Origin of the sequence: Enterobacter sp. D2 (assembly GCF_034427575.1) — a bacterium.
GTDB classification, from domain to species: domain Bacteria; phylum Pseudomonadota; class Gammaproteobacteria; order Enterobacterales; family Enterobacteriaceae; genus Enterobacter; species Enterobacter cloacae_M.
Genome location: NZ_JAXQPP010000001.1, coordinates 1,700,163 through 1,721,294 on the forward strand (window position 1 = coordinate 1,700,163; position 21,132 = coordinate 1,721,294).

Sequence of the window (21,132 nt, forward strand, 5' to 3'; positions counted from 1 at the left end):
TTATGGCGGGTTTTTTTATGTCTGTATAACAAGGCCGGCATTATTTTCTGTTGTCGTGTTGAATCGCCGTCAGCGAGCCTACAGACAATGCTTCTTTATAATGTTTACGACAGACTGAAACATAGCGTTCATTACCGCCTATCACCACCTGCTCGCCATCTGCATAAGGTTTCCCGGCCTGGTCGAGACGAAGCACCATGCTGGCTTTGCGACCGCAGAAGCAGATTGTTTTCAATTCGACAAGCTTATCCGACCAGGCAAGCAAATATTGGCTACCGGCAAAGAGTTCACCGCGGAAATCCGTACGCAGGCCATAACACAGCACGGGGATATCAAGCTCATCGACCACCTCTGAAAGGGCATGAACCTGTTCACGCGTCAGAAACTGGCTTTCATCTACCAGAACACAGTGAATGGGCTGCAAAGCATGTTCTGTACGAATGTCCTCAAACAGATCGGTTTTCGGGTTAAACAGTCTGGCAGGCGACGAGAGCCCTATTCTGGAACTCACCTTCCCTGCGCCAAAGCGATCGTCAATTTCAGCCGTATAAACAACGGTACGCATCCCGCGCTCCTGGTAATTGTACGAGGATTGCAGCAACGCGGTGGATTTCCCGGCATTCATTGCCGAATAGTAGAAATAAAGTTGTGCCATTGGCCGTAAAACCCTAATCAATGTGTAATATTCCCGATGATTCATTGTACCATAATTTGTCTGGTCATCAGCGATGCAGCACACAGAAGAAGCGTTTCAGCGTGGAGTTCACGACCTTCTTTTCATGAAAATAGCCCGTTAAAACATGAAGTAAACTCCTTCTGCCCGGCCAATATGTAATATGTTCAGCCAAACATAACACTGCTTTTTATAGTGGAATCCCCGTTCTTTAAAATTCACTATTTATTAACTATTACAGTCTTAACATCACGGTGGGGAACTAATACAAAAGGCTGATATTTCTCCGCCGCAACTATAATTCCTGCGGTAAATGTCACAAAAAAAAGATGCAATCGACCGGGTCCAGCCGGGTTAGCTGATAACAAACGAGACTGTTGGGTGATGAAATTTAAGTTAGCGTAATTAATAATAGCGGCATTATTTAGTATTTTTTGAATTCCTTACATTCCTGGCTATTGCACAACTGAATTTATGGCTCTATTATTAGGTCAACAAACCACCCCCCATTATAAGTTTGAGATTACTACAATGAGCGAAGCACTTAAAATTCTGAACAACATCCGTACTCTTCGTGCGCAGGCAAGAGAATGCACCCTCGAAACGCTTGAAGAAATGCTGGAAAAATTAGAAGTTGTAGTTAATGAACGTCGTGAAGAAGAAAGCGCAGCTGCTGCTGAAATCGAAGAACGTACTCGTAAACTGCAGCAATATCGTGAAATGCTGATTGCTGATGGTATCGATCCAAATGAATTGCTGAACAGCATGGCTGCAGCTAAAACCGGTACTAAAGCCAAGCGTGCTGCTCGTCCTGCTAAATATAGCTACGTTGACGAGAACGGCGAAACTAAAACCTGGACTGGCCAGGGCCGCACTCCTGCTGTTATCAAGAAAGCCATGGACGAACAAGGTAAACAGCTGGACGACTTCCTGATCAAGGATTAATCCAACCGTATTCAGAAAAATCCCGCGTAATGCGGGATTTTTTTTAACCTAAATTTGTCGCAAACAACCCCTTACACTCTGTCATAAAGCATTATTTGGCAATTTTAATAACTGTACTTAGAGACAGGTTTCAGAAGTGTTTAGGGCATAAAAAAACCGGTGGGCAGCGCCTCACCGGTTTCGGACATATGTAACCGTGGCTTATTTCTTAATACCTACGCTCTCTTTGAGCCAGGTTTTAAATTCTTCACCAAGAGTATTGTGGCGAATACCATATTCAACGAACGCCTGCATATAACCAAGCTTATTACCGCAGTCATGGCTCTTACCTTTCATATGGTAAGCCTCAACGGTCTCTTTCTCGATCAGCATATCAATGGCATCCGTCAGCTGAATCTCATCCCCCGCTCCTGGAGGCGTTTTCGCCAGCAGAGGCCAGATTTCAGCGCTCAGGACATAGCGACCTACAACGGCCAGGTTTGAAGGCGCTACGTCGGCTTTAGGCTTCTCTACCACGCCAACCATTGGCACGCTTTCGCCCGGTTCAAGGTTAACGCCTTTGCAGTCAACCACACCGTATGCCGTCACGTCTTCAACAGGCTCAACCATGATCTGGCTGCTGCCGGTTTCGTCGAAACGTTTGATCATCTCAGCAAGGTTATCCTGAGAAAGATCGGATTCGTATTCGTCCAGAATTACGTCAGGCAGAATTACCGCTACAGGCTCATCACCTACAACAGGATGTGCACACATCACAGCGTGGCCCAGACCTTTAGCCAGGCCCTGACGAACCTGCATAATGGTAACGTGCGGCGGGCAAATAGACTGAACTTCTTCTAACAGCTGACGCTTAACACGCTTTTCCAGCATGGCTTCAAGTTCAAAGCTTGTATCGAAATGGTTTTCGATAGAGTTTTTTGATGAATGCGTAACCAGCACAATTTCAGTGATGCCGGCTGCGATACATTCATTAACGACATACTGGATTAATGGCTTATCAACCAGAGGCAGCATCTCTTTAGGAATTGCCTTAGTTGCTGGTAACATCCTGGTCCCCAATCCCGCTACCGGGATGACGGCCTTTCTGACTTTCGAATTTAGGGCAGCCATTCAAATTCTCCTGAGCTGTTCAAGTTTTGAACTTTTATGCAATAAATAACGCGTTGAGTATATCAGCCTCGCCCCGCAGTTCGGGTCTGAAAAGAACGCGTTGCCGATCAATTAGGATAAATACGCATGAAACTGGGCAGCGATAGTAGCACTCCCCGTAAAACACAGGTAAAGCAATCTTAAAATTAAGATCCAATTGCTTATTCCGTGGACAACATTAAGCGTAGCCGTCCCCCGGCGCCCCAAATTTGGCACTGCCAGGAGGAACAGCGGTGGCTAATTTGATTAAGATACGCCGTACCCAATGTCCCAAGCGGCACACCGTTACTCACCTCAATATGATGTTCGCCGGTATTCAGTGAAGCGTTGAGACCCGCTGAGACGAGGATCAGATTCTTTAAACCGCTGTGGTAATAGCCGACCAGCAGCGGGAACTGTCCGGGCAAATTAGCCTGACGAAAAAGCTGGTTTACCTGTTTGAGCAAACTGCCTAACTCCGGCAGTCGTTGTCCCTGATGCGATAACTGTTCCTGCAGCAAACCATTAAATAGCGCGCGAAGAAGTAACGCGGCTAATACGCCATTATCCCCCGCACGGGTGACATCCAGAGAATAAAACGCAAGGTCGGAATCAGATAATGGTGCGATATCCAGTACCAGTCCCGGCTGGTCAGCCGCCACCAGCTGGCGATAATTTACGCGGCAGTGCGAAATGGTTTGCTGTACGGGCGGCTGAAGTTCTTGCAACAGTTTCGCCGCAGCAGGAGGATCACTCACCAGTGCATCCCAGTCCTGGAAAAGACGCTCCTCTTCCTCTACCCGGGAATTAAACATATTCGGATAAAGGCACGCTAAGACCGTTTCTCGCAGCCGGTTCAGATCCTTGACCGGCTTGAGCAGAATATCCTGGACGCCAAGACGCAATGCTTTGGCGATATCCGCCATATTCTCTGTGGCAGAGATCACCAGAATCGGCGTCTGGTTGCCTTCGTTACGCAGATGTTCAACCAGCTTCAGTCCATTCATGCGCGGCATCTCAATGTCGCAAATCATCAAATCGGGCGTAATGCTGATCATTTTTTCCAGGGCGTCGATACCATCTTCAGCGAGTGAAGTGATTGCTCCCAGCGAGGATAACCACGAATCCAGTAGCGATCGGAAAACGGGCTCGTCTTCTACAATCAAAATGTGTTTTCCGGCCAATGGCTGCGTCATGGTTCCTCCCCTGGCTGACAGTAACTAAATAGTGGCATGCGATCGGCACTATCGCCTGTCAGATTTTGCTGAAGTAGTCAAAAAAAGGTGCTTAACGTGCTGTTTGCACAAAAGGCAACAATTCGTCCATTTTCTTTTCGACGGCTAACGAGCCCGCTGCGATGGCGGCCTCAGCCCGATGGAAATCAAGAGTAGAGATTTGCGGACAGTAAGGCTGAATAAGAATATCTGGCGGGTCGCCTGCCATACGATTGCGCTTAAGGCGGTTCTCCAGAACCTGGATTGACGTGGTCATGATTTCTATCGCCGTCGGCGCGGCAACCGAGCGTCGCGCGGCCATGCGCCCGATTCTGCCGCGCAGGCGCTCATGCCAGGCCAGTTTCTCGCCCTCGGCATCTTCGCTCTGGAGATTGACCGGCATGAGGTCCTGTTGCATCAGGTGGGCGTCGTGCTGCAGGTCGACGGCAATTACGATATCCGCCCCCATTGCACGGGTCAGAGAGATGGGAACCGGATTCACGACGCCACCGTCGACAAGCCAGTAACCGTTGTGTGGGACAGGCGCCATGAGCCCCGGCATGCTGCAGGAGGCGCGCACGGCAAGATGGATATCCCCTTCGGTTAGCCACAGTTCGCGACCCGTGCTGAGGTTCGTCGCGACGGCGCCGAAGGGCATCTGACAATCAGTAAAGTTTTCGAGAGGCATCACCTGGCGGAACTGGTTAAAGACGCGTTCGCCGCGCAACAGCCCACCACGCTGCCACGAGAGGTCCATCAGGCGCAGGACGTCCCAGTAGCTGAAGGAGCGCACCCAGGTCTCGAGTTCCGGAAGCTTCCCGCACGCGTAAGCGGAGCCGACAAGCGATCCTATTGAACAACCTGCGACAATATCTACGTTAATGCCCATCTTGTTTAAGGCATTAATCACGCCGATGTGCGACCATCCCCGGGCTGCACCTGAGCCCAGCGCCAGTCCAATTTTAACCTTTCTCATTAGCCCTGTTTTACTTCCCCTGGATTCCTGACATAGCGTCAACGCAACAGCTCAGTTAACATAGTGCAACCCGAAGCGTTTTACGCCTTTATTATTTGTTCCAGGAAGAGAATCGTGTCTCAACTCTGCCCTTGTGGTAGCGCTCTGGAGTATAGCCTATGTTGCCAGCGATATCTGTCTGGCGATCAGGTTGCACCAGACCCGTCACACCTCATGCGTTCACGTTACACTGCTTTTGTGATCAAAGACGCAGACTACCTGATTAAAACCTGGCATCCCTCCTGCCACGCTGACGAATTCAGACAGGACATCGAAGCCGGCTTCGCGAACACGCAGTGGCTCGGCCTTACCGTCTATGAATCCTCAACGGGCAGCCATGTTGATGAAGGTTACGTCAGCTTTGTTGCTCGTTTTACCGAGAATAATAAACCTGGTGCCATTATCGAGCATTCCCGGTTCTTAAAGGAAAGCGGGCAGTGGTATTATATTGACGGAACGCGCCCACAGTTTGGTCGTAACGATCCCTGCCCGTGTGGTTCAGGTAAAAAATTTAAAAAGTGTTGCGGGCAGTAATGCCTGACAACCCAGACTTCGCAAATACAAACAGGATTTCCCGGCGATGCAATCATTACAACGTAAAGTTCTGCGCACCATCTGTCCCGATCAAAAAGGACTGATCGCACGAATTACCAACATTTGCTACAAACATGAACTGAATATCGTGCAGAACAACGAGTTCGTTGACCACCGTACCGGCCGCTTCTTTATGCGTACCGAACTCGAAGGTATTTTCAACGACACCACCCTGCTTGCCGATCTCGACAGCGCGCTTCCGGAAGGTTCCGTACGCGAGCTGACCCCAGCCGGTCGACGCCGCATCGTGATCCTGGTGACCAAAGAAGCACACTGTCTGGGCGACCTGCTGATGAAAGCAAACTACGGCGGTCTGGACGTGGAAATAGCTGCCGTTATTGGCAACCATGAGACGCTGCGCACGTTGGTCGAGCGTTTTGATATTCCGTTTGAGCTGGTTAGCCACGAAGGTCATACCCGTGAAGAACACGACGATCTGATGGCCCAGGCCATTGAAGCGCATAACCCGGACTACGTGGTGCTGGCGAAATACATGCGCGTGTTAACGCCATCCTTCGTGGCGCGTTTCCCGAACAAGATCATCAACATTCACCACTCGTTCCTGCCAGCCTTTATTGGCGCGCGTCCCTACCACCAGGCGTACGAGCGCGGCGTGAAGATCATCGGTGCAACCGCACACTACGTGAATGACAACCTGGACGAAGGTCCAATCATCATGCAGGACGTGATTCACGTGGATCACACCTACACGGCCGAGGACATGATGCGTGCAGGGCGTGACGTTGAGAAGAACGTGCTGAGCCGTGCGCTGTATCAGGTACTGGCGCAGCGTGTCTTTGTCTACGGCAACAGAACCATCATTCTTTAATCTTTCGGAAAATGAATTGATTAGCTTTGCGCCTTTACGGATAAAAAGCAGGCAAACAGCTTCATTTCCCTAAAGGAATGCTTTACAGGGGCGCCTCATTTGATATGATGCGCCCCGCTTCCAGCAGGAAGCAGGCCAGTAAAAAGTATTACCCCGTGGTGGGGTTCCCGAGCGGCCAAAGGGAGCAGACTGTAAATCTGCCGTCATCGACTTCGAAGGTTCGAATCCTTCCCCCACCACCATCTCTCAGCATGACCTCAAAATTTGAATTACCCCTGGTGGGGTTCCCGAGCGGCCAAAGGGAGCAGACTGTAAATCTGCCGTCATCGACTTCGAAGGTTCGAATCCTTCCCCCACCACCATCACTTTCAAATGACTCTGAATCTCCTTTTTGCACCAGGCATCATGCATTTTCGTAACGGGGAAGGATGAGAAGCTTCGATTAAGGTTCGATTCGAGCGTAGCGAGAAAGCGTTGCCGCAGGCAACGACCCGAAGGGCGAGGCGCAACGCGCCGAGTAATCCTTCCACCACCACCATCACTTTCAAATAACTCCAAACTTTCTGTTCGCACCACGCATCATGCATTTCTGTAACGAGGAAGCCTTTGTAGGCCGGGTAAGGCGCAGCCGCCACCCGGAAACAGAAACCAGAAGCCTACATCGGCGGCAAACGACGCTTCACCGGCGAACTCTTCACAATCGACGTATTGCACTGGGCATGCTCCGCCAGGCCGTCCAGCAACACATCCAGCTGCTCTATCGATCGCACCACCAGCCTAATCACAAAGCAATCTTCCCCGGTGACTTTGTCGCTCTCAATACACTCCGGCATCGCCTGAATGTATTTATCCACCTTATGCAACAACCCCGGCAAAGGCCGCACGCGCACCAGCGCCTGCAGCGTATACCCCAGCGCCGCCAGATTCACCCGTGCGCCATACCCCTGAATCACACCGCGCTCTTCCAGCCTTTTCAGGCGTTCTGCCGTGCTGGGGGAAGTCAGACCGATGCGTCCGCTGAGCACCTTCAAAGACATGCGCGCATCTTCGACCAGACAGGCTAAAATTTGTCGGTCGATATCATCGAGAAGGTATTCCATCCTTTTCACCTAATTTTAAAAAGCCATCACTGCATTTCACCTTATCTCATCCCTGTAAAACCCGACAGCTATTTTCGACAATAGCGTCATACAATCAGGAGGTGGATAATGCGTGATTTCCATAATGGCGTCTGGCAAATGAGCCTGGCGATGTTAATTTCCGGCTCTATCGGTGCGTTTGTTTTACTCAGCGGTCTGCCGGTGACGGAAGTGGTGTTCTGGCGCTGTCTTATCGGGGCAATGGCGCTTTTTATTTTTATCCGGGTAAGTCAAAAGCCCTTCAGTCCCCTCACCCGCACCACGCTCCTGCTGGCCATTCTCGGTGGCGTAGCGCTCGTAGTGAACTGGCTGCTGCTCTTCGCAGCCTATGAGCGGATCTCCATTGGTCTTTCGACGGTGGTCTATAACACCCAGCCGTTTATGCTGGTCCTGATGGGAATGTTTTTAGGTGAACGCGTCAGCCTCGTGAAATGGGGCTGGCTGTTCCTCGCCTTCGGCGGCGTGGTGATCTTGCTCTCCAGCGAGCTGACCGGCGCGCACGGAAGTGAATGGCTCGCCGGAATCGGCCTGGCGATGGCCGCGGCTTTCTTCTATGCGGTCACGGCCATTATTGCCCGCAAGCTCAGATCCGTTGCGCCGCAGCATATTGCCTTTATCCAGGTGCTGACGGGCGTCGTGATGCTTTTGCCGTTTGCCAGCATGCCGTCATTTTCAGGTGATTTCCCCTGGTCGATCCTGCTGACGCTGGGCATCGTCCATACCGGCATTATGTACCAGCTGCTCTACAGCGCGATCCAGAAGCTGCCTACGCCCATTACCGGCTCCCTGTCGTTTATCTATCCGGTGGTGGCGATCGTTGTCGATAATCTGGTGTTCGGACACTCGCTGAACCTGACGCAGCTCGCTGGCGGCGCGCTGATCCTGTTTGCTGCCGCGGGCAATAACCTGGGCTGGGGCGAAAAAAAACCCCGCGAGTGCGGGGTGAGTGTCAAAACGGTGAATTAGCGACGGGCGCGCACAATCTGGTATTTGCGCGTCAGGTACTCCACCGGCGCGCTCCAGATATGCACCAGACGAGAGAACGGGAACAGCACAAACAGCGTCATACCCAGCACCAGGTGAACGCGGAAGATAAACGCCACACCGTCCAGGTGCGCGGATGCTCCGCCGTGGAAGGTCACCACGGACTGCGCCCAGCCGACCAGCTTCATCATTTCGCTGCCGTCCATGTGCTGCGCCGAGAACGGAATGGTCAGCAGGCCCAGCGCGCACTGCACCATCAGCAGGGAGAGGATCAGGATGTCCGCTGCGGTGGTAGTAGCACGCACGCGCGGGCTGAACAGACGACGTTTCAGCAGCAGCAGGCCACCGACCAGAGTCATCACGCCGCAGGCACCGCCGGCGATCATCGCCATCTTCTGCTTCACCTCAATCGGCAGCCACGCTTCATACATCCAGTGCGGCGTCAGCATCCCCAGGAAGTGACCGGCAAAAATCCCCAGAATACCGATGTGGAACAGGTTAGAGCCCACATGCATCCCTTTGCGATCCAGCATCTGGCTGGAGGCCGCACGCCAGGTGTACTGGCCGTAGTCGTAACGCAGCCAGCTTCCCACCAGGAACACGGTGCCCGCGATATACGGGTAGATGTCAAAGAAGAACATATTCAGGAAGTGCATTAGTGCCGTCCTCCGTTAGAGATATTCAAATATTGCGGGGCAACCGCGCCGGCAAAACGACGCTGGTGAGCGGAGATTTCAGACTCGCCGCAGTTCTGGTCAGCAAAGAATTTCACCTGCTCTTCTTCCCAGACCGCATCCAGCGCTTGTGGCGTATCATCGCGGGCTTCATCCGCAATTTTCTCCGCCACTTTTTTACTGTCGACCGAGGCGTTGGCCAGCTTCACCAGCAGATCGAACAGCACCGCATAGCGGCTCCCCCGCTGCTGAAGACGCGCGCCGAGCAGCGCCAGGATCGGCGCGATGTCCTGCAGACCGCCAAGCGCCTCTTCTTTCGGCAGCTGCGCCAGGTACTCCAGATACAGCGGCAGATGATCCGGCAGCTCGCGGCTGTCGAGCTGCAGGCCGTGCTGTTCGTACTGGGCCATCAGGTCCACCATCGCCTGACCGCGGTCACGGGATTCACCGTGAACGTGTTCAAACAGCAGCAGCGAGGTCGCACGCCCCCGGTCAAACAGCTGGCTGTAGTCCGACTGGGCATCCAGAAGGTCGCGCGCCAGCAGATCGCGGAGGAAAACACCAAGCCGCTGGGCATCGTCTTTATCCAGGTTTTCAGATGACGCGAGTGCATCAAAGAGTTCCTGCTGATGCTGCGCAAGCGCAGCATCCGGGTACTCGAGCAGACGCGAAACAATGACGAGTTCAATCATTGGTGCGGCTCCGTTTTGCTGGTCACATCCATAGCATCGATGCGGCGGCTGTTGAACAGGTTGAATTTGCTGTCTGACCCGTGGCAGCCGTCGCCAAAGGTAAAGCCACAGCCGTTTTTCTCCGGGAAGGCTTCGCGGGCCAGCTCGCGGTGGCTGCTCGGCACCACGAAACGGTCTTCGTAGTTAGCGATCGCCAGATAGCGGTACATCTCCTGCGCCTGCGCTTCGGTCAGGCCAACCTCTTCCAGCGCGCGGGTATCGGTCACACCGTCTACGGTTTCCGCACGTTTGAAGTGACGCATCGCCAGCATACGCTTCAGCGCGAGCAGTACCGGCTGGGTATCCCCTGCGGTCAACAGGTTAGCCAGGTACTGAACCGGGATACGCAGGCTTTCCACGTCCGGCAGAATGCCGTTACTGCTCAGTTCGCCCGCGTCAGCCGCAGACTGAATCGGCGACAGTGGCGGCACGTACCAAACCATCGGCAGGGTGCGGTATTCCGGATGCAGCGGCAGGGCCAGCTTCCAGTCCATCGCCATTTTGTACACCGGAGACTGCTGCGCGGCGTCAATCACGCTCTGCGGAATGCCGTCCTTCAGGGCCTGCTCAATCACCTTCGGATCGTTCGGATCGAGGAACACGTCCAGCTGACGCTGATACAGATCTTTCTCGTGCTCGGTGCTCGCGGCGTTTTCAATCGCGTCCGCGTCATACAGCAGCACGCCGAGGTAGCGAATACGGCCTACGCAGCTTTCTGAGCAGACGGTCGGCATTCCGGCTTCAATACGCGGGTAGCAGAAGATGCACTTCTCAGATTTACCGCTCTTCCAGTTGAAGTAGATTTTTTTGTACGGGCAGCCGGTGATGCACATGCGCCAGCCGCGGCACTTGTCCTGGTCAATAAGCACAATGCCGTCTTCTTCACGCTTGTAGATGGCACCGCTTGGGCAGGTCGCCACGCACGCCGGGTTGAGGCAGTGCTCGCACAGGCGCGGCAGATACATCATGAAGGTATTTTCAAACTGGCCGTAAATCGCCTTCTGCATGTTCTCGAAGTTCTGGTCTTTGGCGCGTTTCTCGAACTCGCCGCCCAGAATCTCTTCCCAGTTTGGACCGCTGGTGATCTTGTCCATGCGCTGACCGGTGATCAGCGAGCGAGGACGGGCGATCGGCTGGTGTTTGCTTTCCGGCGCGTTGTGCAGGTTCTGGTAGTCGTAGTCAAACGGCTCGTAGTAATCGTCGATGCCCGGCAGGTGCGGGTTAGCGAAGATTTTTCCCAGAAGCATCGCGCGGTTACCCATGCGCGGCTGCAGCTTGCCGTTGATTTTACGGATCCAGCCGCCCTTCCACTTCTCCTGGTTTTCCCAGTCGGTCGGGAAGCCGGTGCCCGGCTTGCTTTCTACGTTGTTGAACCAGGCGTACTCCATACCTTCACGGCTGGTCCAGACATTTTTACAGGTGACCGAGCAGGTATGGCAGCCGATGCATTTATCCAGATTCAGCACCATGCCGACTTGTGAACGAATTTTCATTTTACGCTCTCCTGTACCTGGTCATTACCTTCGCCGTCTAACCAGTTAATGTTCTTCATCTTACGTACCACCACGAACTCATCGCGGTTCGATCCTACGGTGCCGTAGTAGTTAAAGCCGTAGGCCAGCTGTGCATAGCCACCGATCATGTGGGTCGGCTTCGGCGTAATACGGGTCACGGAGTTGTGGATCCCGCCGCGCTGCTCGGTAATTTCTGACCCCGGCAGGTTAACGATACGTTCCTGCGCGTGATACATCATGGTCATCCCGGCCGGTACGCGCTGGCTCACCACCGCACGCGCCGTCAGGGCACCGTTGCTGTTGAACACTTCGATCCAGTCGTTATCTTCGATACCCAGATCTTTGGCGTCCGTTTCGCTCATCCAGACAATCGGACCGCCGCGCGACAGCGTCAGCATCAGCAGGTTGTCGCTGTAGGTGGAGTGGATACCCCACTTCTGGTGCGGCGTCAGGAAGTTCAGCGCCTTCTCTGGGTTACCGTTCGATTTCGCGCCCATAACTGCGGTTACGGAGCGGGTGTCGATTGGCGGACGGTAAACCAGCAGGCTTTCACCGAAGTCGCGCATCCACTGGTGATCCTGATAGAGCGACTGACGGCCGGACAGGGTGCGCCATGGGATCAGCTCGTGAACGTTGGTGTAGCCCGCGTTGTAGGACACATGCTCATCTTCCAGGCCTGACCAGGTCGGGCTGGAGATAATCTTGCGCGGCTGGGCCTGAATATCGCGGAAGCGGATTTTCTCTTCCTCTTTATTCGCCGCCAGGTGCGTATGGTCGCGACCGGTGAACTCGCTCAGTGCCGCCCAGGCCTTCACCGCAACGTGGCCGTTAGTTTCCGGGGCCAGGGTCAGGATCATCTCCGCCGCATCAATCGCCGTGTTCAGCATTGGCTGGCCTTTCGCCGGGCCGTCCGCTTTGGTGTAATTGAGCTTGCGCAGCAGATCCATTTCGCTCTGGGTGTTCCAGGCGATCCCTTTCCCGCCGTTACCGATTTTCTCCATCAGCGGGCCGATAGAGGTAAAGCGCTCGTAGGTTGCCGGATAGTCGCGTTCAACCGGAATAATGTGCGGCGCGGTTACGCCCGGGATCAGGTCGCATTCGCCTTTTTTCCAGTCCTTCACGTCCAGCGGTTGCGCAAGTTCGGCGGCAGAGTCGTGCTGGATTGGCAGCGTCACCACGTCGGTCTCTTTGCCGAGGTGCCCTACGCAGACTTCGGAGAATTTCTTCGCGATGTCTTTGTAGATATCCCAGTCGCTTTTTGATTCCCACGCAGGGTCAACGGCCGCAGACAGCGGATGAATAAACGGATGCATATCCGAGGTATTCATGTCGTCTTTTTCGTACCAGGTCGCGGTTGGCAGCACGATGTCGGAGTACAGGCAGGTGCTGGACAGACGGAAGTCGAGCGTCACCACCAGATCCAGCTTGCCGTCGAGACCGTTGTCTTTCCACTCCACCTCTTCCGGCTTCACGCCGCCCTGCTTGCCGAGATCTTTCCCCTGGATACCGTTTTCGGTACCGAGCAGGTATTTCAGCATGTACTCGTGGCCTTTACCGGACGACCCCAGCAGGTTGGAGCGCCAGATGAACAGGTTACGCGGATGGTTTTTACCGTTCTCCGGCTGTTCTGCCGCGAAGCGGATTGAGCCATCCTTCAGAGATTTCACGGTATAATCCACCGGTGACATGCCCGCCTGCTTCGCCGCTTCCGCAATGCGCAGCGGGTTAGTGCCCAGCTGCGGCGCCGACGGCAGCCAGCCCATGCGTTCAGCACGCACGTTGAAGTCAATAAGGTGGCCGCTGTAGCGGGATTTATCCGCCATCGGCGACAGCAGCTCCTGCGCGGTGACCGTTTCGTAGCGCCACTGGCTGGAGTGGTTATAGAAGTAGGAGGTGCTGTTCATATGGCGTGCCGGACGCTGCCAGTCGAGGGCAAACGCCAGAGGCTGCCAGCCGGTCTGCGGACGCAGTTTCTCCTGGCCGACGTAGTGCGCCCAGCCGCCGCCGCTCTGACCGACGCAGCCGCAGAAGATCAGCATGTTGATCAGGCCACGGTAGTTCATATCGAGGTGATACCAGTGGTTCAGACCGGCACCGACGATGATCATCGAACGGCCGTGCGTTTTGTCCGCGTTTTCTGCGAACTCGCGTGCGATACGGGTAATGTGCGAGCGAGGAACTCCGGTAATCTGTTCCGCCCAGGCCGGGGTGTAGGCCTTCACGTCGTCATAGCCGGTTGCACAGTTTTCATCGCCCAGGCCGCGCTCCAGACCGTAGTTCGCCATGGTCAGGTCATAAACGGTGGTGACCAGCGCGGTAGAGCCGTCGGCCAACTGCAGGCGCTTAACCGGCAGCTTGTGCATCAGTACGTTTTTCAGTTCAACCTTGTTGAAGTGCTCGGAACCTTCGCCGCCGAAGTACGGGAACCCGACCTCGGCGATCTCGTCCTGGCTGCCCAGCATGCTGAGGCGCAGCTCAGTCTCTTCGCCGGTGGTGCCGTTACGTTGCTCAAGGTTCCACTTGCCCTTCTCGCCCCAGCGGAAGCCGATAGAGCCGTTTGGCGCCACCAGCTCGCCGTTGCTGTTATACGCAACGGTTTTCCACTCAGGATTATTTTCCTGGCCCAGCGAATCCACCAGATCGGCTGCGCGCAGCGTACGTCCTGCGGCATAGTACCCGTCACGCTCTTCCAGCATGACCAGCATTGGCATGTCGGTGTAGCGGCGGACGTAGTCGGTGAAGTACTGGCTTGGCTTATCAAGATGGAATTCGCGCAGCATGACGTGCCCCATCGCCATCGCCATCGCGGCATCGGTACCCTGTTTCGGTGCCAGCCACAGATCGCAGAGCTTGGCAATTTCCGCGTAGTCAGGGGTTACCGCCACGGTTTTGGTGCCTTTGTAACGGACTTCAGTAAAGAAGTGCGCGTCCGGCGTACGGGTCTGAGGAACGTTTGAACCCCAGGCGATGATGTAGCTGGAGTTGTACCAGTCCGCGGATTCCGGCACGTCGGTCTGCTCGCCCCAGGTCTGCGGAGACGCCGGCGGCAGGTCGCAGTACCAGTCGTAGAAGCTCAGGCAGGTCCCGCCGATAAGTGACAGATAGCGCGCGCCGGAAGCGTAAGAGACCATCGACATCGCCGGGATCGGCGAGAAGCCAGCCACGCGGTCAGGACCGTAGGTTTTAACGGTGTAGACGTTGGAGGCGGCAATCAGCTCGTTCACTTCTTTCCATGAGGAACGCACAAAGCCGCCGCGGCCGCGAGCCTGCTTGAAGCTTTTCGCTTTATCAGCGTCTTCGATAATAGACGCCCAGGCATCCACCGGATCGCTGTGCTGCACTTTCGCCTCGCGCCACATTTTCATCAGGCGTTTGCGCATCAGCGGGTATTTCAGGCGGTTAGCGCTGTAGAGATACCAGGAGTAGCTGGCACCGCGCGGGCAGCCGCGCGGTTCATGGTTTGGCATATCCGGGCGGGTGCGCGGATAGTCGGTCTGCTGCATTTCCCAGGTCACCAGACCGTTTTTAACGAAAATCTTCCAGCTGCATGAACCGGTACAGTTCACGCCGTGGGTCGAACGGACGACTTTGTCATGCTGCCAGCGCTGGCGGTAACCGTCTTCCCAGTCCCGGTTGGTATCCAGAACCTGGCCGTGCCCATCGGCAAAAGTTTCACCCTTCTGTTTGAAGTAGCGAAACCGGTCCAAAAATTTGCTCATCGGGTATCTCCTGTATGGAGCCTGTGGCTCTCTAAATCGACATTGCTGATTTGCAGCGAAGGTAACGCCCTGAAAGAGGGGGAGAATTGATAACGATCAAGACGAGGAGGGACTTTTCGGGGAGGGGTTATACCAAATACCACCAAAGCGGTATCTTCAAAAATTTCATATCATCATGAAATATAGAGTTATTTTTAATTTATAGTACAAAAAGCCAGTCAACATTTAACATCTCAGGTATTAAGGGGTAGACCCACCTGCAAAGCGATGGCGATCACAGTGCCGCCGCAGGCGTCTGCCGTAAAAGCCGTAAGTATGTTGTAACTATTATGCTGGCAAAAAAAACGCGGCCCGAAGGCCGCGTAAACGGATAATCACACTTACTTATTTTTCTTGGTATTTCGGCCATATACCAGCCACGTAATCACAACGCAGGCGATATAGAAGACGAGGAAAACTTTCATGGCGCCGGCCGGAGAGCCGGTCAGGTCCAAAGAGATACCGAACGCTTTCGGGATAAAGAAGCCGCCAATCGCGCCGATGGCAGAGATAAAGCCCAGCGCCGCGGCCGTATCCGTTGCCGCCTCGCGCATCGCCTGCTCTTCGCTCCCGCCCTGCGCCTTCACGCGATCCATGGTCAGCTTACGGAAGATCACGGAGATCATCTGGAAGGTGGATGCACTCCCCAGCCCGGCCGTCAGGAACAGCACCATAAACACGCCGAAGAAGGCGATGAAGTTACCGCCCTGCCCGTCGACGGGCAGCGTCAGGAACAGCAACGCGCAGAAGACCGCCATCACGACGAAGTTGACCAGCGTCACGCGGGTACCGCCGAGACGGTCAGAGACCATGCCGCCCAGCGAACGCGCCAGGGCGCCAATAAATGGACCGAAGAAGGCGAACTGCAGGATCTGCACGTCCGGGAACTGCGTTTTCGACAGCATCGCGAAGCCCGCCGAGAAGCCGATAAACGAACCGAAGGTGGCCAGATACAGCAGCGCCATCACCCAAAGGTGTCCACGCTTCAGCACCGGAAGCTGCTCGCTCAGTGACGCTTTCGACGCGGACAGGTCATTCATAAAGAACCAGGCTGCGAGGGTGAAGATCACCAGGAACGGCACCCAAATCCACGCTGCGTTTTGCAGGTACAGATAAGAACCATTCGCCTGCTCAACGCCACCGCCGCCAAAGGCCGCAAAAATGGAGACCGAGATCGCCAGCGGGGCAATGAGCTGCATCACGCTAACGCCCATATTCCCCAGACCGCCGTTAATACCCAGCGCGCCGCCCTGCTTCGCTTTCGGGAAGAAGAAGCTGATGTTCGCCATGCTGGAGGCGAAGTTCGCGCCCGCAAAACCGCACAGCAGGGAGATAATCACGAACACGCTGAACGGCGTAGAGGTATCCTGCACCGCGAAGCCGAGCCACACGCAGGGGACGATCATGATGCCCGTACTGAACGCCGTCCAGCGACGACCGCCAAACACCGGCACCATAAACGCGTAAGGTACACGCAGCAGCGCGCCGGACAGCGACGGCAGCGCGGTCAGCATGAACAGCTGATCGGTCGTAAATGTGAAGCCGACTTTCGGCAAGTTTACCGCCACCGCGCTAAACAACATCCATACGCAAAACGCTAATAACAAGCACGGCACGGAAATCCACAGATTCCGGCTGGCTACACGATGGCCGCGCTGTTGCCAGAACGCCGGATCCTCTGGACGCCAGTCAGTAATAACGGCACCATTTTCCCTTTCGGGAGCGGATGAGTGACTCATAGACACCTCTGATTCTCGAATGATGCTGCAAACATTAGGGTTTTAGGGCGGCGGTAAGTTGATATAAATCAAAGGAAAAGTGGGAGGATTTGCGGCGCAAAAAAAGGTCTTATCCTTAGTGAGTAGGCAAATTCGGTAAAAAAGACGTGGTTTTTCACGGCACTGAAGGTTCCTGGCTACCTCCACCTCCTTCCCCCTACTCCGTTGGCAATTTAGGGGTAATCCTTTATTGGTATGGGTATACTCCAGGGTATGCACCAGAATAGCGCCATTCCTGCAAGCAGGCCACGTCAGGAGCACGCCACCTCTATGTTAAAAAGATGTTTATCTCCGCTGACGCTCGTGAATCAGCTCGCTCTGATTGTTTTGCTGTCCACCGCCATCGGCGTGACCGGCATGGCGATCTCCGGCTGGCTGGTACAGGGCGTACAGGGTAATGCGCATGCCATCAACGAGGCAGGCTCGCTACGCATGCAGAGTTATCGCCTGCTGGCGTCGGTCCCCCTGACGCAGGACGATCGGCCCCTGATTGATGAAATGGAGCGCACGGTCTTCAGCCCCGAGCTGGAAAACGCCGCCATCCGCGCCGGTCAGCAATCCCAGCTTAACGCCCTTCAGGGCTACTGGCACACCCAACTGCAGCCCGGGCTGAAACAGGCGCGCAGCACCGAAACCGTTGCGCAAGACGTCGCGGGGTTCGTCTCACGTATTGATGCGCTGGTCTCCGCTTTTGACCAGACAACCGAATTACGCATCGACCGGGTGGTGATGGTGCACCGCGCAATGGCGCTGTTTATGGGGCTACTGCTGATCTTCACCATCGTCTGGCTGCGCGCGCGGCTGCTGAACCCGTGGAAACAGCTGCTTGCAATGGCCCGCGCGGTGACCGCACGCGATTTTACCCAGCGCACGCACATCAGCGGGCGCAACGAGATGGCCATGCTCGGCCAGGCGCTCAACACCATGTCGGCAGAGCTCTCCGAGAGCTACGCGGTGCTGGAACAGCGCGTTCAGGAAAAAACGGCGGGACTGGAGCAGAAAAACGAGATCCTCTCCTTCCTGTGGCAAGCCAACCGCCGTCTGCACATGCAGGTGCCGCTATGCGAGCGCCTCTCTCCGGTGCTGAACGGCCTGCAAAATCTGACCCTGCTGCACGACCTTGAGCTGCGCGTCTACGACGTGGAAGACGAAGATAACCATCAGGAATTTACCTGCCAGTCGGATATGTCGTGCGATGACAAAGGCTGCCATCTTTGCCCTCGTGGCCTGCCGCCGCTGACGTCCGGCGGCACCACCCTGAAGTGGCGCCTGACCGACAGCCACACTCAGTACGGTATTCTGCTGGCAACGCTGCCAGCCGGGCGTCACCTGAGCCACGACCAGCAGCAGCTGGTCGATACGCTGGTCGAACAGCTAACGGCCACGCTGGCGCTCGACAGGCATCAGGAAAAGCAGCAGCAGCTTATCGTCATGGAGGAGCGCGCAACCATCGCCCGCGAGCTTCACGACTCGATTGCCCAGTCGCTCTCCTGTATGAAAATGCAGGTGAGCTGCCTGCAGATGCAGGATGCGGAGATGCCGGAAAGCAACAAGCAGCTGCTGAGCCAGATCCGCAACGAGCTGAACACCTCCTGGATACAGCTGCGCGAGCTGCTGACTACCTTCCGTCTGCAGCTGACCGAGCCGGGGCTGCGCCCGGCGCTGGAATCCAGCTGCCAGGAATTTAGCGCCCGGCTGGGCTTCCCGGTGAAGCTGGATTACCAGCTGCCGCCGCGGCTTGTCCCTTCCCATCAGGCGATTCATCTGCTGCAGATCGCCCGCGAAGCGCTGAGCAACGTGCTTAAACACGCTGAAGCAACAGCGGTCACGGTCACCGTCAGCCAGCACGACAATCAGGTCAAACTGACGGTTCACGACAACGGCCGCGGTGTGCCGGAAAATGCCGAACGCACTAACCACTATGGTTTAATTATTATGCGAGACCGCGCCCAAAGCCTGCGCGGTGATTGCCAGGTTCGCCGGAGAGAGACGGGCGGCACGGAAGTTGTCGTCACCTTTATTCCCGAGAAACCGCTTACAACTGCTCAAGGAGAAACCCATGACTAATCAGGAACCGGCATCCATCCTGCTGATCGACGACCATCCGATGCTGCGTACTGGCGTGAAACAGCTGGTCAGCATGGCGCCCGATATCACCGTGGTGGGCGAAGCCAGCAACGGTGAACAGGGCATTGAGCTTGCCGAATCCCTCGATCCCGATCTGATCCTGCTCGATCTAAATATGCCCGGTATGAACGGTCTGGAAACCCTCGACAAGCTGCGGGAAAAATCGCTTTCCGGGCGCATCGTCGTCTTTAGCGTGTCGAACCATGAAGAGGATGTGGTCACGGCGCTGAAGCGCGGGGCGGATGGTTATCTGCTGAAGGACATGGAGCCGGAAGACTTGCTTAAGGCGCTGCAGCAGGCCGCGGCGGGCGAGATGGTTCTCAGCGAAGCCTTAACGCCGGTGCTGGCCGCCAGCCTGCGCGCCAACCGCGCCACCTCTGACCGCGACGTCAGCCAGCTAACGCCGCGCGAGCGCGATATTCTCAAACTCATTGCCCAGGGGCTGCCTAACAAGATGATCGCCCGCCGCCTGGACATCACCGAAAGCACGGTCAAAGTGCACGTGAAGCATATGCTGAAGAAAATGAAGCTAAAATCCCGCGTTGAAGCCGCGGTGTGGGTGCATCAGGAACGCATTTTTTAAGGATTACTCCTCCGGCAGAAGCTTCCAGCGCGGGTCGTTGTCGGGCAATGCGACCAGCGGCTGCACGACGGTCAGCACGATCTCATTGGACGAGACACGCTGGCCTTTCTCATCTTCCACTACCGCCGACAGGTGCCAGCGGTTTGTCGCCCCTTCACCGTCATTCCAGGCAGGCATAATCACACTCCACCCGTCGCTGCTGTTGCTTTTGGCCGGCGACGTCAGGCTCAGCGCCTGCGTATCCCCCTGCCAGTGGATCTGACGAATGCCGTTCGCGCTGCGAACCTGAAGCTTCAGCATAACGGTCTCGCCCCCTTTCAGATCCCACGGCGGCGTTGCCAGCCAGACGGACAGCGTTTTACGCTGGCGGAACTCCATCACCGGCAGGCTAGTGCGCTCCGGCGAGTCGTAGCGGCTTCCGCGCAGGGAGCGCGTGGCGGCGACTTCACCGGCGGAAAGCTGCTTCACCAGCGGCACGCCAAAGCGATAGTTGAGCTTCAGCCCGAGGTTATTCTGGCTCTCGCCACTTTCGCCCTGCTTGTGCGCGGCGGTCAGGGTGACCAGCGGAACGGGGGTATAGTTAAGCCCCAGATTCACCGCCACCGGATTGTGATAGCCCGTTCCGCTGTTGAAGAGATCGACGTTATCGCCAAAGTATTGCTCGAAGCTCACGCTGGTATTCAGATGATGGAACCACGGCAGCCAGGCTTTAGCAGTGACGTCATATCCGCGCGCCATACGCTTCTCCTGGACGTCGGAGCGGTCGCGCCAGCCGGCAAAGGGCTGATAATAGTTGGCTGACAGGCGCAGATTTTCCCCCCACGCTTCCGCGCCCAGCCCGGCACGCTGCAGGTTTTCATCCAGGAGGTTATCGTAAAAGGTGTTGTAACCCAGCAGCCATTTCCCGGCGATCCAGCGCTGACCGATTCCTGCGTTACTGACCAGGCCATCCGTCTGCTGGGTCAGGCCAAGCTGGCTCCAGCTCAGGTAACGGTTGTTATCGTTCCAGGGGATAAACCAGCTCCCGCTGCTGCCGTTAAATTTGCCATCGTTATCCACCAGTAGGTTCACGCTGGCGTTCCCCCAGGGCGAAAGCCAGGACTCAATCTGCTGATTCACTTCGCCGCTCACCGCGTCGCGCACCTGGCCAAACGCAAACTGACGCGCCTGCTCGCCCGTTGTCAGGCCGTTGTCGGTCATGCTGGCCTCACCGAAGGCTTTCGCCATTTCGGCCAGGTGTTTTTCCCCCTCGCCCGTTGGCGCCGCCATGCCGAGGTCGGGCAAACTATCCCCGTTATTATCAAAGGGATTTTGCGCCTGATGCATAAAGGAATTCGGCGCACCGTGAACGGCTCCGACCGTAAGAAGGGGGAGTAAAAACAGCAAACGAATGCGGGACGATACAGCCATCAACGTCGTCAATAAGAACCTGTGTTTATGAATAAA

At 55.5% G+C, this 21,132-nt stretch carries 17 protein-coding genes, 2 tRNA genes and 1 other RNA gene; 9 read left to right on the forward strand and 11 right to left on the reverse strand.

The features are described 5' to 3' along the window. Nucleotides 1-40: 40 nt before the first annotated feature. Entirely contained in the window at nucleotides 41-655 is a 615-nt protein-coding gene (gene tdk, locus SPG90_RS08230; protein WP_045355905.1) for a thymidine kinase, read from the reverse strand. Between the two features lie 549 nt (nucleotides 656-1,204). On the opposite strand from tdk, the gene hns reads away from it, so the two are divergent. Beyond that, a complete protein-coding gene (gene hns / locus SPG90_RS08235; protein WP_008502781.1) occupies nucleotides 1,205-1,618 on the forward strand; it encodes a histone-like nucleoid-structuring protein H-NS in 414 nt (137 codons plus the stop codon). Between the two features lie 201 nt (nucleotides 1,619-1,819). Here the strand turns inward: hns and galU are convergent, their stop codons facing one another. The 3 genes from galU to rssA all read right to left on the reverse strand — a co-directional run bounded on the left by galU (nucleotide 1,820) and on the right by rssA (nucleotide 4,936). Continuing rightward, nucleotides 1,820-2,728 (reverse strand): UTP--glucose-1-phosphate uridylyltransferase GalU, encoded by a 909-nt coding sequence (gene galU / locus SPG90_RS08240; RefSeq protein WP_008502780.1) that lies wholly within the window; start codon nucleotides 2,726-2,728, stop codon nucleotides 1,820-1,822. Between the two features lie 200 nt (nucleotides 2,729-2,928). Then, the gene (rssB, locus tag SPG90_RS08245; protein ID WP_023312101.1) at nucleotides 2,929-3,942 is read right to left on the reverse strand and encodes a two-component system response regulator RssB; all 1,014 of its coding nucleotides are present in this window, start codon (nucleotides 3,940-3,942) and stop codon (nucleotides 2,929-2,931) included. Nucleotides 3,943-4,033: 91 nt separating this feature from the next. Beyond that, a complete protein-coding gene (gene rssA / locus SPG90_RS08250) occupies nucleotides 4,034-4,936 on the reverse strand; it encodes a patatin-like phospholipase RssA (protein ID WP_045404939.1) in 903 nt (300 codons plus the stop codon). Nucleotides 4,937-5,050: 114 nt separating this feature from the next. Here rssA and SPG90_RS08255 point away from each other — a divergent pair, with 114 nt between their 5' ends. The 5 genes from SPG90_RS08255 to SPG90_RS08275 all read left to right on the forward strand — a co-directional run bounded on the left by SPG90_RS08255 (nucleotide 5,051) and on the right by SPG90_RS08275 (nucleotide 6,936). Beyond that, entirely contained in the window at nucleotides 5,051-5,509 is a 459-nt protein-coding gene (locus SPG90_RS08255) for a YchJ family protein (protein WP_047174174.1), read from the forward strand. 46 nt (nucleotides 5,510-5,555) lie between these two features. Beyond that, complete coding sequence (gene purU / locus SPG90_RS08260) at nucleotides 5,556-6,398, forward strand: formyltetrahydrofolate deformylase (protein WP_023312104.1); 843 nt, start codon at nucleotides 5,556-5,558, stop codon at nucleotides 6,396-6,398. Nucleotides 6,399-6,555: 157 nt separating this feature from the next. Next, nucleotides 6,556-6,640, forward strand: a tRNA-Tyr gene (locus tag SPG90_RS08265). A gap of 35 nt (nucleotides 6,641-6,675) precedes the next feature. Beyond that, a tRNA-Tyr gene (locus SPG90_RS08270) sits at nucleotides 6,676-6,760 on the forward strand. Between the two features lie 45 nt (nucleotides 6,761-6,805). Continuing rightward, a non-coding RNA gene (locus tag SPG90_RS08275) (RtT sRNA) lies at nucleotides 6,806-6,936 on the forward strand. A 118-nt stretch (nucleotides 6,937-7,054) separates the two neighbouring features. Here the strand turns inward: SPG90_RS08275 and SPG90_RS08280 are convergent. Further along, on the reverse strand, nucleotides 7,055-7,498 hold the full coding sequence (locus SPG90_RS08280; RefSeq protein ID WP_029740417.1) for an Lrp/AsnC family transcriptional regulator: 444 nt from the start codon (nucleotides 7,496-7,498) through the stop codon (nucleotides 7,055-7,057). Nucleotides 7,499-7,606: 108 nt separating this feature from the next. On the opposite strand from SPG90_RS08280, the gene SPG90_RS08285 reads away from it, so the two are divergent. Then, complete coding sequence (locus tag SPG90_RS08285) at nucleotides 7,607-8,503, forward strand: DMT family transporter (protein ID WP_126304006.1); 897 nt, start codon at nucleotides 7,607-7,609, stop codon at nucleotides 8,501-8,503. On the opposite strand, the gene narI is transcribed toward SPG90_RS08285, so the two are convergent. The 5 genes from narI to SPG90_RS08310 all read right to left on the reverse strand — a co-directional run bounded on the left by narI (nucleotide 8,500) and on the right by SPG90_RS08310 (nucleotide 16,937). Next, nucleotides 8,500-9,177 (reverse strand): respiratory nitrate reductase subunit gamma, encoded by a 678-nt coding sequence (gene narI, locus SPG90_RS08290; RefSeq protein WP_023312107.1) that lies wholly within the window; start codon nucleotides 9,175-9,177, stop codon nucleotides 8,500-8,502. The two genes, SPG90_RS08285 and narI, sit on opposite strands and share 4 nt — an antisense overlap. Continuing rightward, nucleotides 9,177-9,887: a nitrate reductase molybdenum cofactor assembly chaperone gene (gene narJ, locus SPG90_RS08295; protein ID WP_126304004.1), complete on the reverse strand. Its 711-nt coding sequence runs from the start codon at nucleotides 9,885-9,887 to the stop codon at nucleotides 9,177-9,179. The genes narI and narJ overlap by 1 nt, the downstream gene beginning before the upstream one ends. After that, complete coding sequence (narH, locus tag SPG90_RS08300) at nucleotides 9,884-11,419, reverse strand: nitrate reductase subunit beta (protein ID WP_322408074.1); 1,536 nt, start codon at nucleotides 11,417-11,419, stop codon at nucleotides 9,884-9,886. The genes narJ and narH overlap by 4 nt, the downstream gene beginning before the upstream one ends. After that, nucleotides 11,416-15,159, reverse strand: coding sequence for a nitrate reductase subunit alpha (locus SPG90_RS08305; RefSeq protein WP_126304000.1), 3,744 nt, complete (start codon nucleotides 15,157-15,159; stop codon nucleotides 11,416-11,418). Before SPG90_RS08305 ends, narH begins: the two co-directional genes overlap by 4 nt. A gap of 380 nt (nucleotides 15,160-15,539) precedes the next feature. Next, nucleotides 15,540-16,937 carry a NarK family nitrate/nitrite MFS transporter gene (locus SPG90_RS08310; RefSeq protein WP_126303998.1) on the reverse strand — a complete coding sequence of 466 codons (1,398 nt, stop codon included), beginning with the start codon at nucleotides 16,935-16,937 and terminating at the stop codon, nucleotides 15,540-15,542. 309 nt (nucleotides 16,938-17,246) lie between these two features. Between SPG90_RS08310 and narX the strand changes: the two genes are divergently transcribed. Beyond that, nucleotides 17,247-19,043, forward strand: a complete 1,797-nt coding sequence (narX, locus tag SPG90_RS08315; protein WP_023312112.1) for a nitrate/nitrite two-component system sensor histidine kinase NarX — start codon at nucleotides 17,247-17,249, stop codon at nucleotides 19,041-19,043. Further along, complete coding sequence (gene narL / locus SPG90_RS08320) at nucleotides 19,036-19,686, forward strand: two-component system response regulator NarL (protein WP_008499531.1); 651 nt, start codon at nucleotides 19,036-19,038, stop codon at nucleotides 19,684-19,686. Before narX ends, narL begins: the two co-directional genes overlap by 8 nt. A 3-nt stretch (nucleotides 19,687-19,689) precedes the next feature. Here narL and SPG90_RS08325 read toward each other — a convergent pair whose 3' ends face one another. After that, the gene (locus SPG90_RS08325; protein WP_248183340.1) at nucleotides 19,690-21,096 is read right to left on the reverse strand and encodes a YchO/YchP family invasin; all 1,407 of its coding nucleotides are present in this window, start codon (nucleotides 21,094-21,096) and stop codon (nucleotides 19,690-19,692) included. Nucleotides 21,097-21,132 lie beyond the last annotated feature (36 nt).

Excerpts from the sequence above, each read along its gene's own strand:
- narH (WP_322408074.1), bottom strand. The coding sequence starts at position 11,419 with ATGAAAATTCGTTCACAAGTCGGCATGGTGCTGAATCTGGATAAATGC.
- narI (WP_023312107.1), bottom strand. The coding sequence starts at position 9,177 with ATGCACTTCCTGAATATGTTCTTCTTTGACATCTACCCGTATATCGCG.
- SPG90_RS08310 (WP_126303998.1), bottom strand. The coding sequence starts at position 16,937 with ATGAGTCACTCATCCGCTCCCGAAAGGGAAAATGGTGCCGTTATTACT.
- SPG90_RS08280 (WP_029740417.1), bottom strand. The coding sequence starts at position 7,498 with ATGGAATACCTTCTCGATGATATCGACCGACAAATTTTAGCCTGTCTG.
- narL (WP_008499531.1), top strand. The coding sequence starts at position 19,036 with ATGACTAATCAGGAACCGGCATCCATCCTGCTGATCGACGACCATCCG.
- tdk (WP_045355905.1), bottom strand. The coding sequence starts at position 655 with ATGGCACAACTTTATTTCTACTATTCGGCAATGAATGCCGGGAAATCC.
- narJ (WP_126304004.1), bottom strand. The coding sequence starts at position 9,887 with ATGATTGAACTCGTCATTGTTTCGCGTCTGCTCGAGTACCCGGATGCT.
- SPG90_RS08285 (WP_126304006.1), top strand. The coding sequence starts at position 7,607 with ATGCGTGATTTCCATAATGGCGTCTGGCAAATGAGCCTGGCGATGTTA.
- SPG90_RS08305 (WP_126304000.1), bottom strand. The coding sequence starts at position 15,159 with ATGAGCAAATTTTTGGACCGGTTTCGCTACTTCAAACAGAAGGGTGAA.
- hns (WP_008502781.1), top strand. The coding sequence starts at position 1,205 with ATGAGCGAAGCACTTAAAATTCTGAACAACATCCGTACTCTTCGTGCG.
- purU (WP_023312104.1), top strand. The coding sequence starts at position 5,556 with ATGCAATCATTACAACGTAAAGTTCTGCGCACCATCTGTCCCGATCAA.
- rssA (WP_045404939.1), bottom strand. The coding sequence starts at position 4,936 with ATGAGAAAGGTTAAAATTGGACTGGCGCTGGGCTCAGGTGCAGCCCGG.
- narX (WP_023312112.1), top strand. The coding sequence starts at position 17,247 with ATGTTAAAAAGATGTTTATCTCCGCTGACGCTCGTGAATCAGCTCGCT.
- SPG90_RS08325 (WP_248183340.1), bottom strand. The coding sequence starts at position 21,096 with ATGGCTGTATCGTCCCGCATTCGTTTGCTGTTTTTACTCCCCCTTCTT.
- galU (WP_008502780.1), bottom strand. The coding sequence starts at position 2,728 with ATGGCTGCCCTAAATTCGAAAGTCAGAAAGGCCGTCATCCCGGTAGCG.
- rssB (WP_023312101.1), bottom strand. The coding sequence starts at position 3,942 with ATGACGCAGCCATTGGCCGGAAAACACATTTTGATTGTAGAAGACGAG.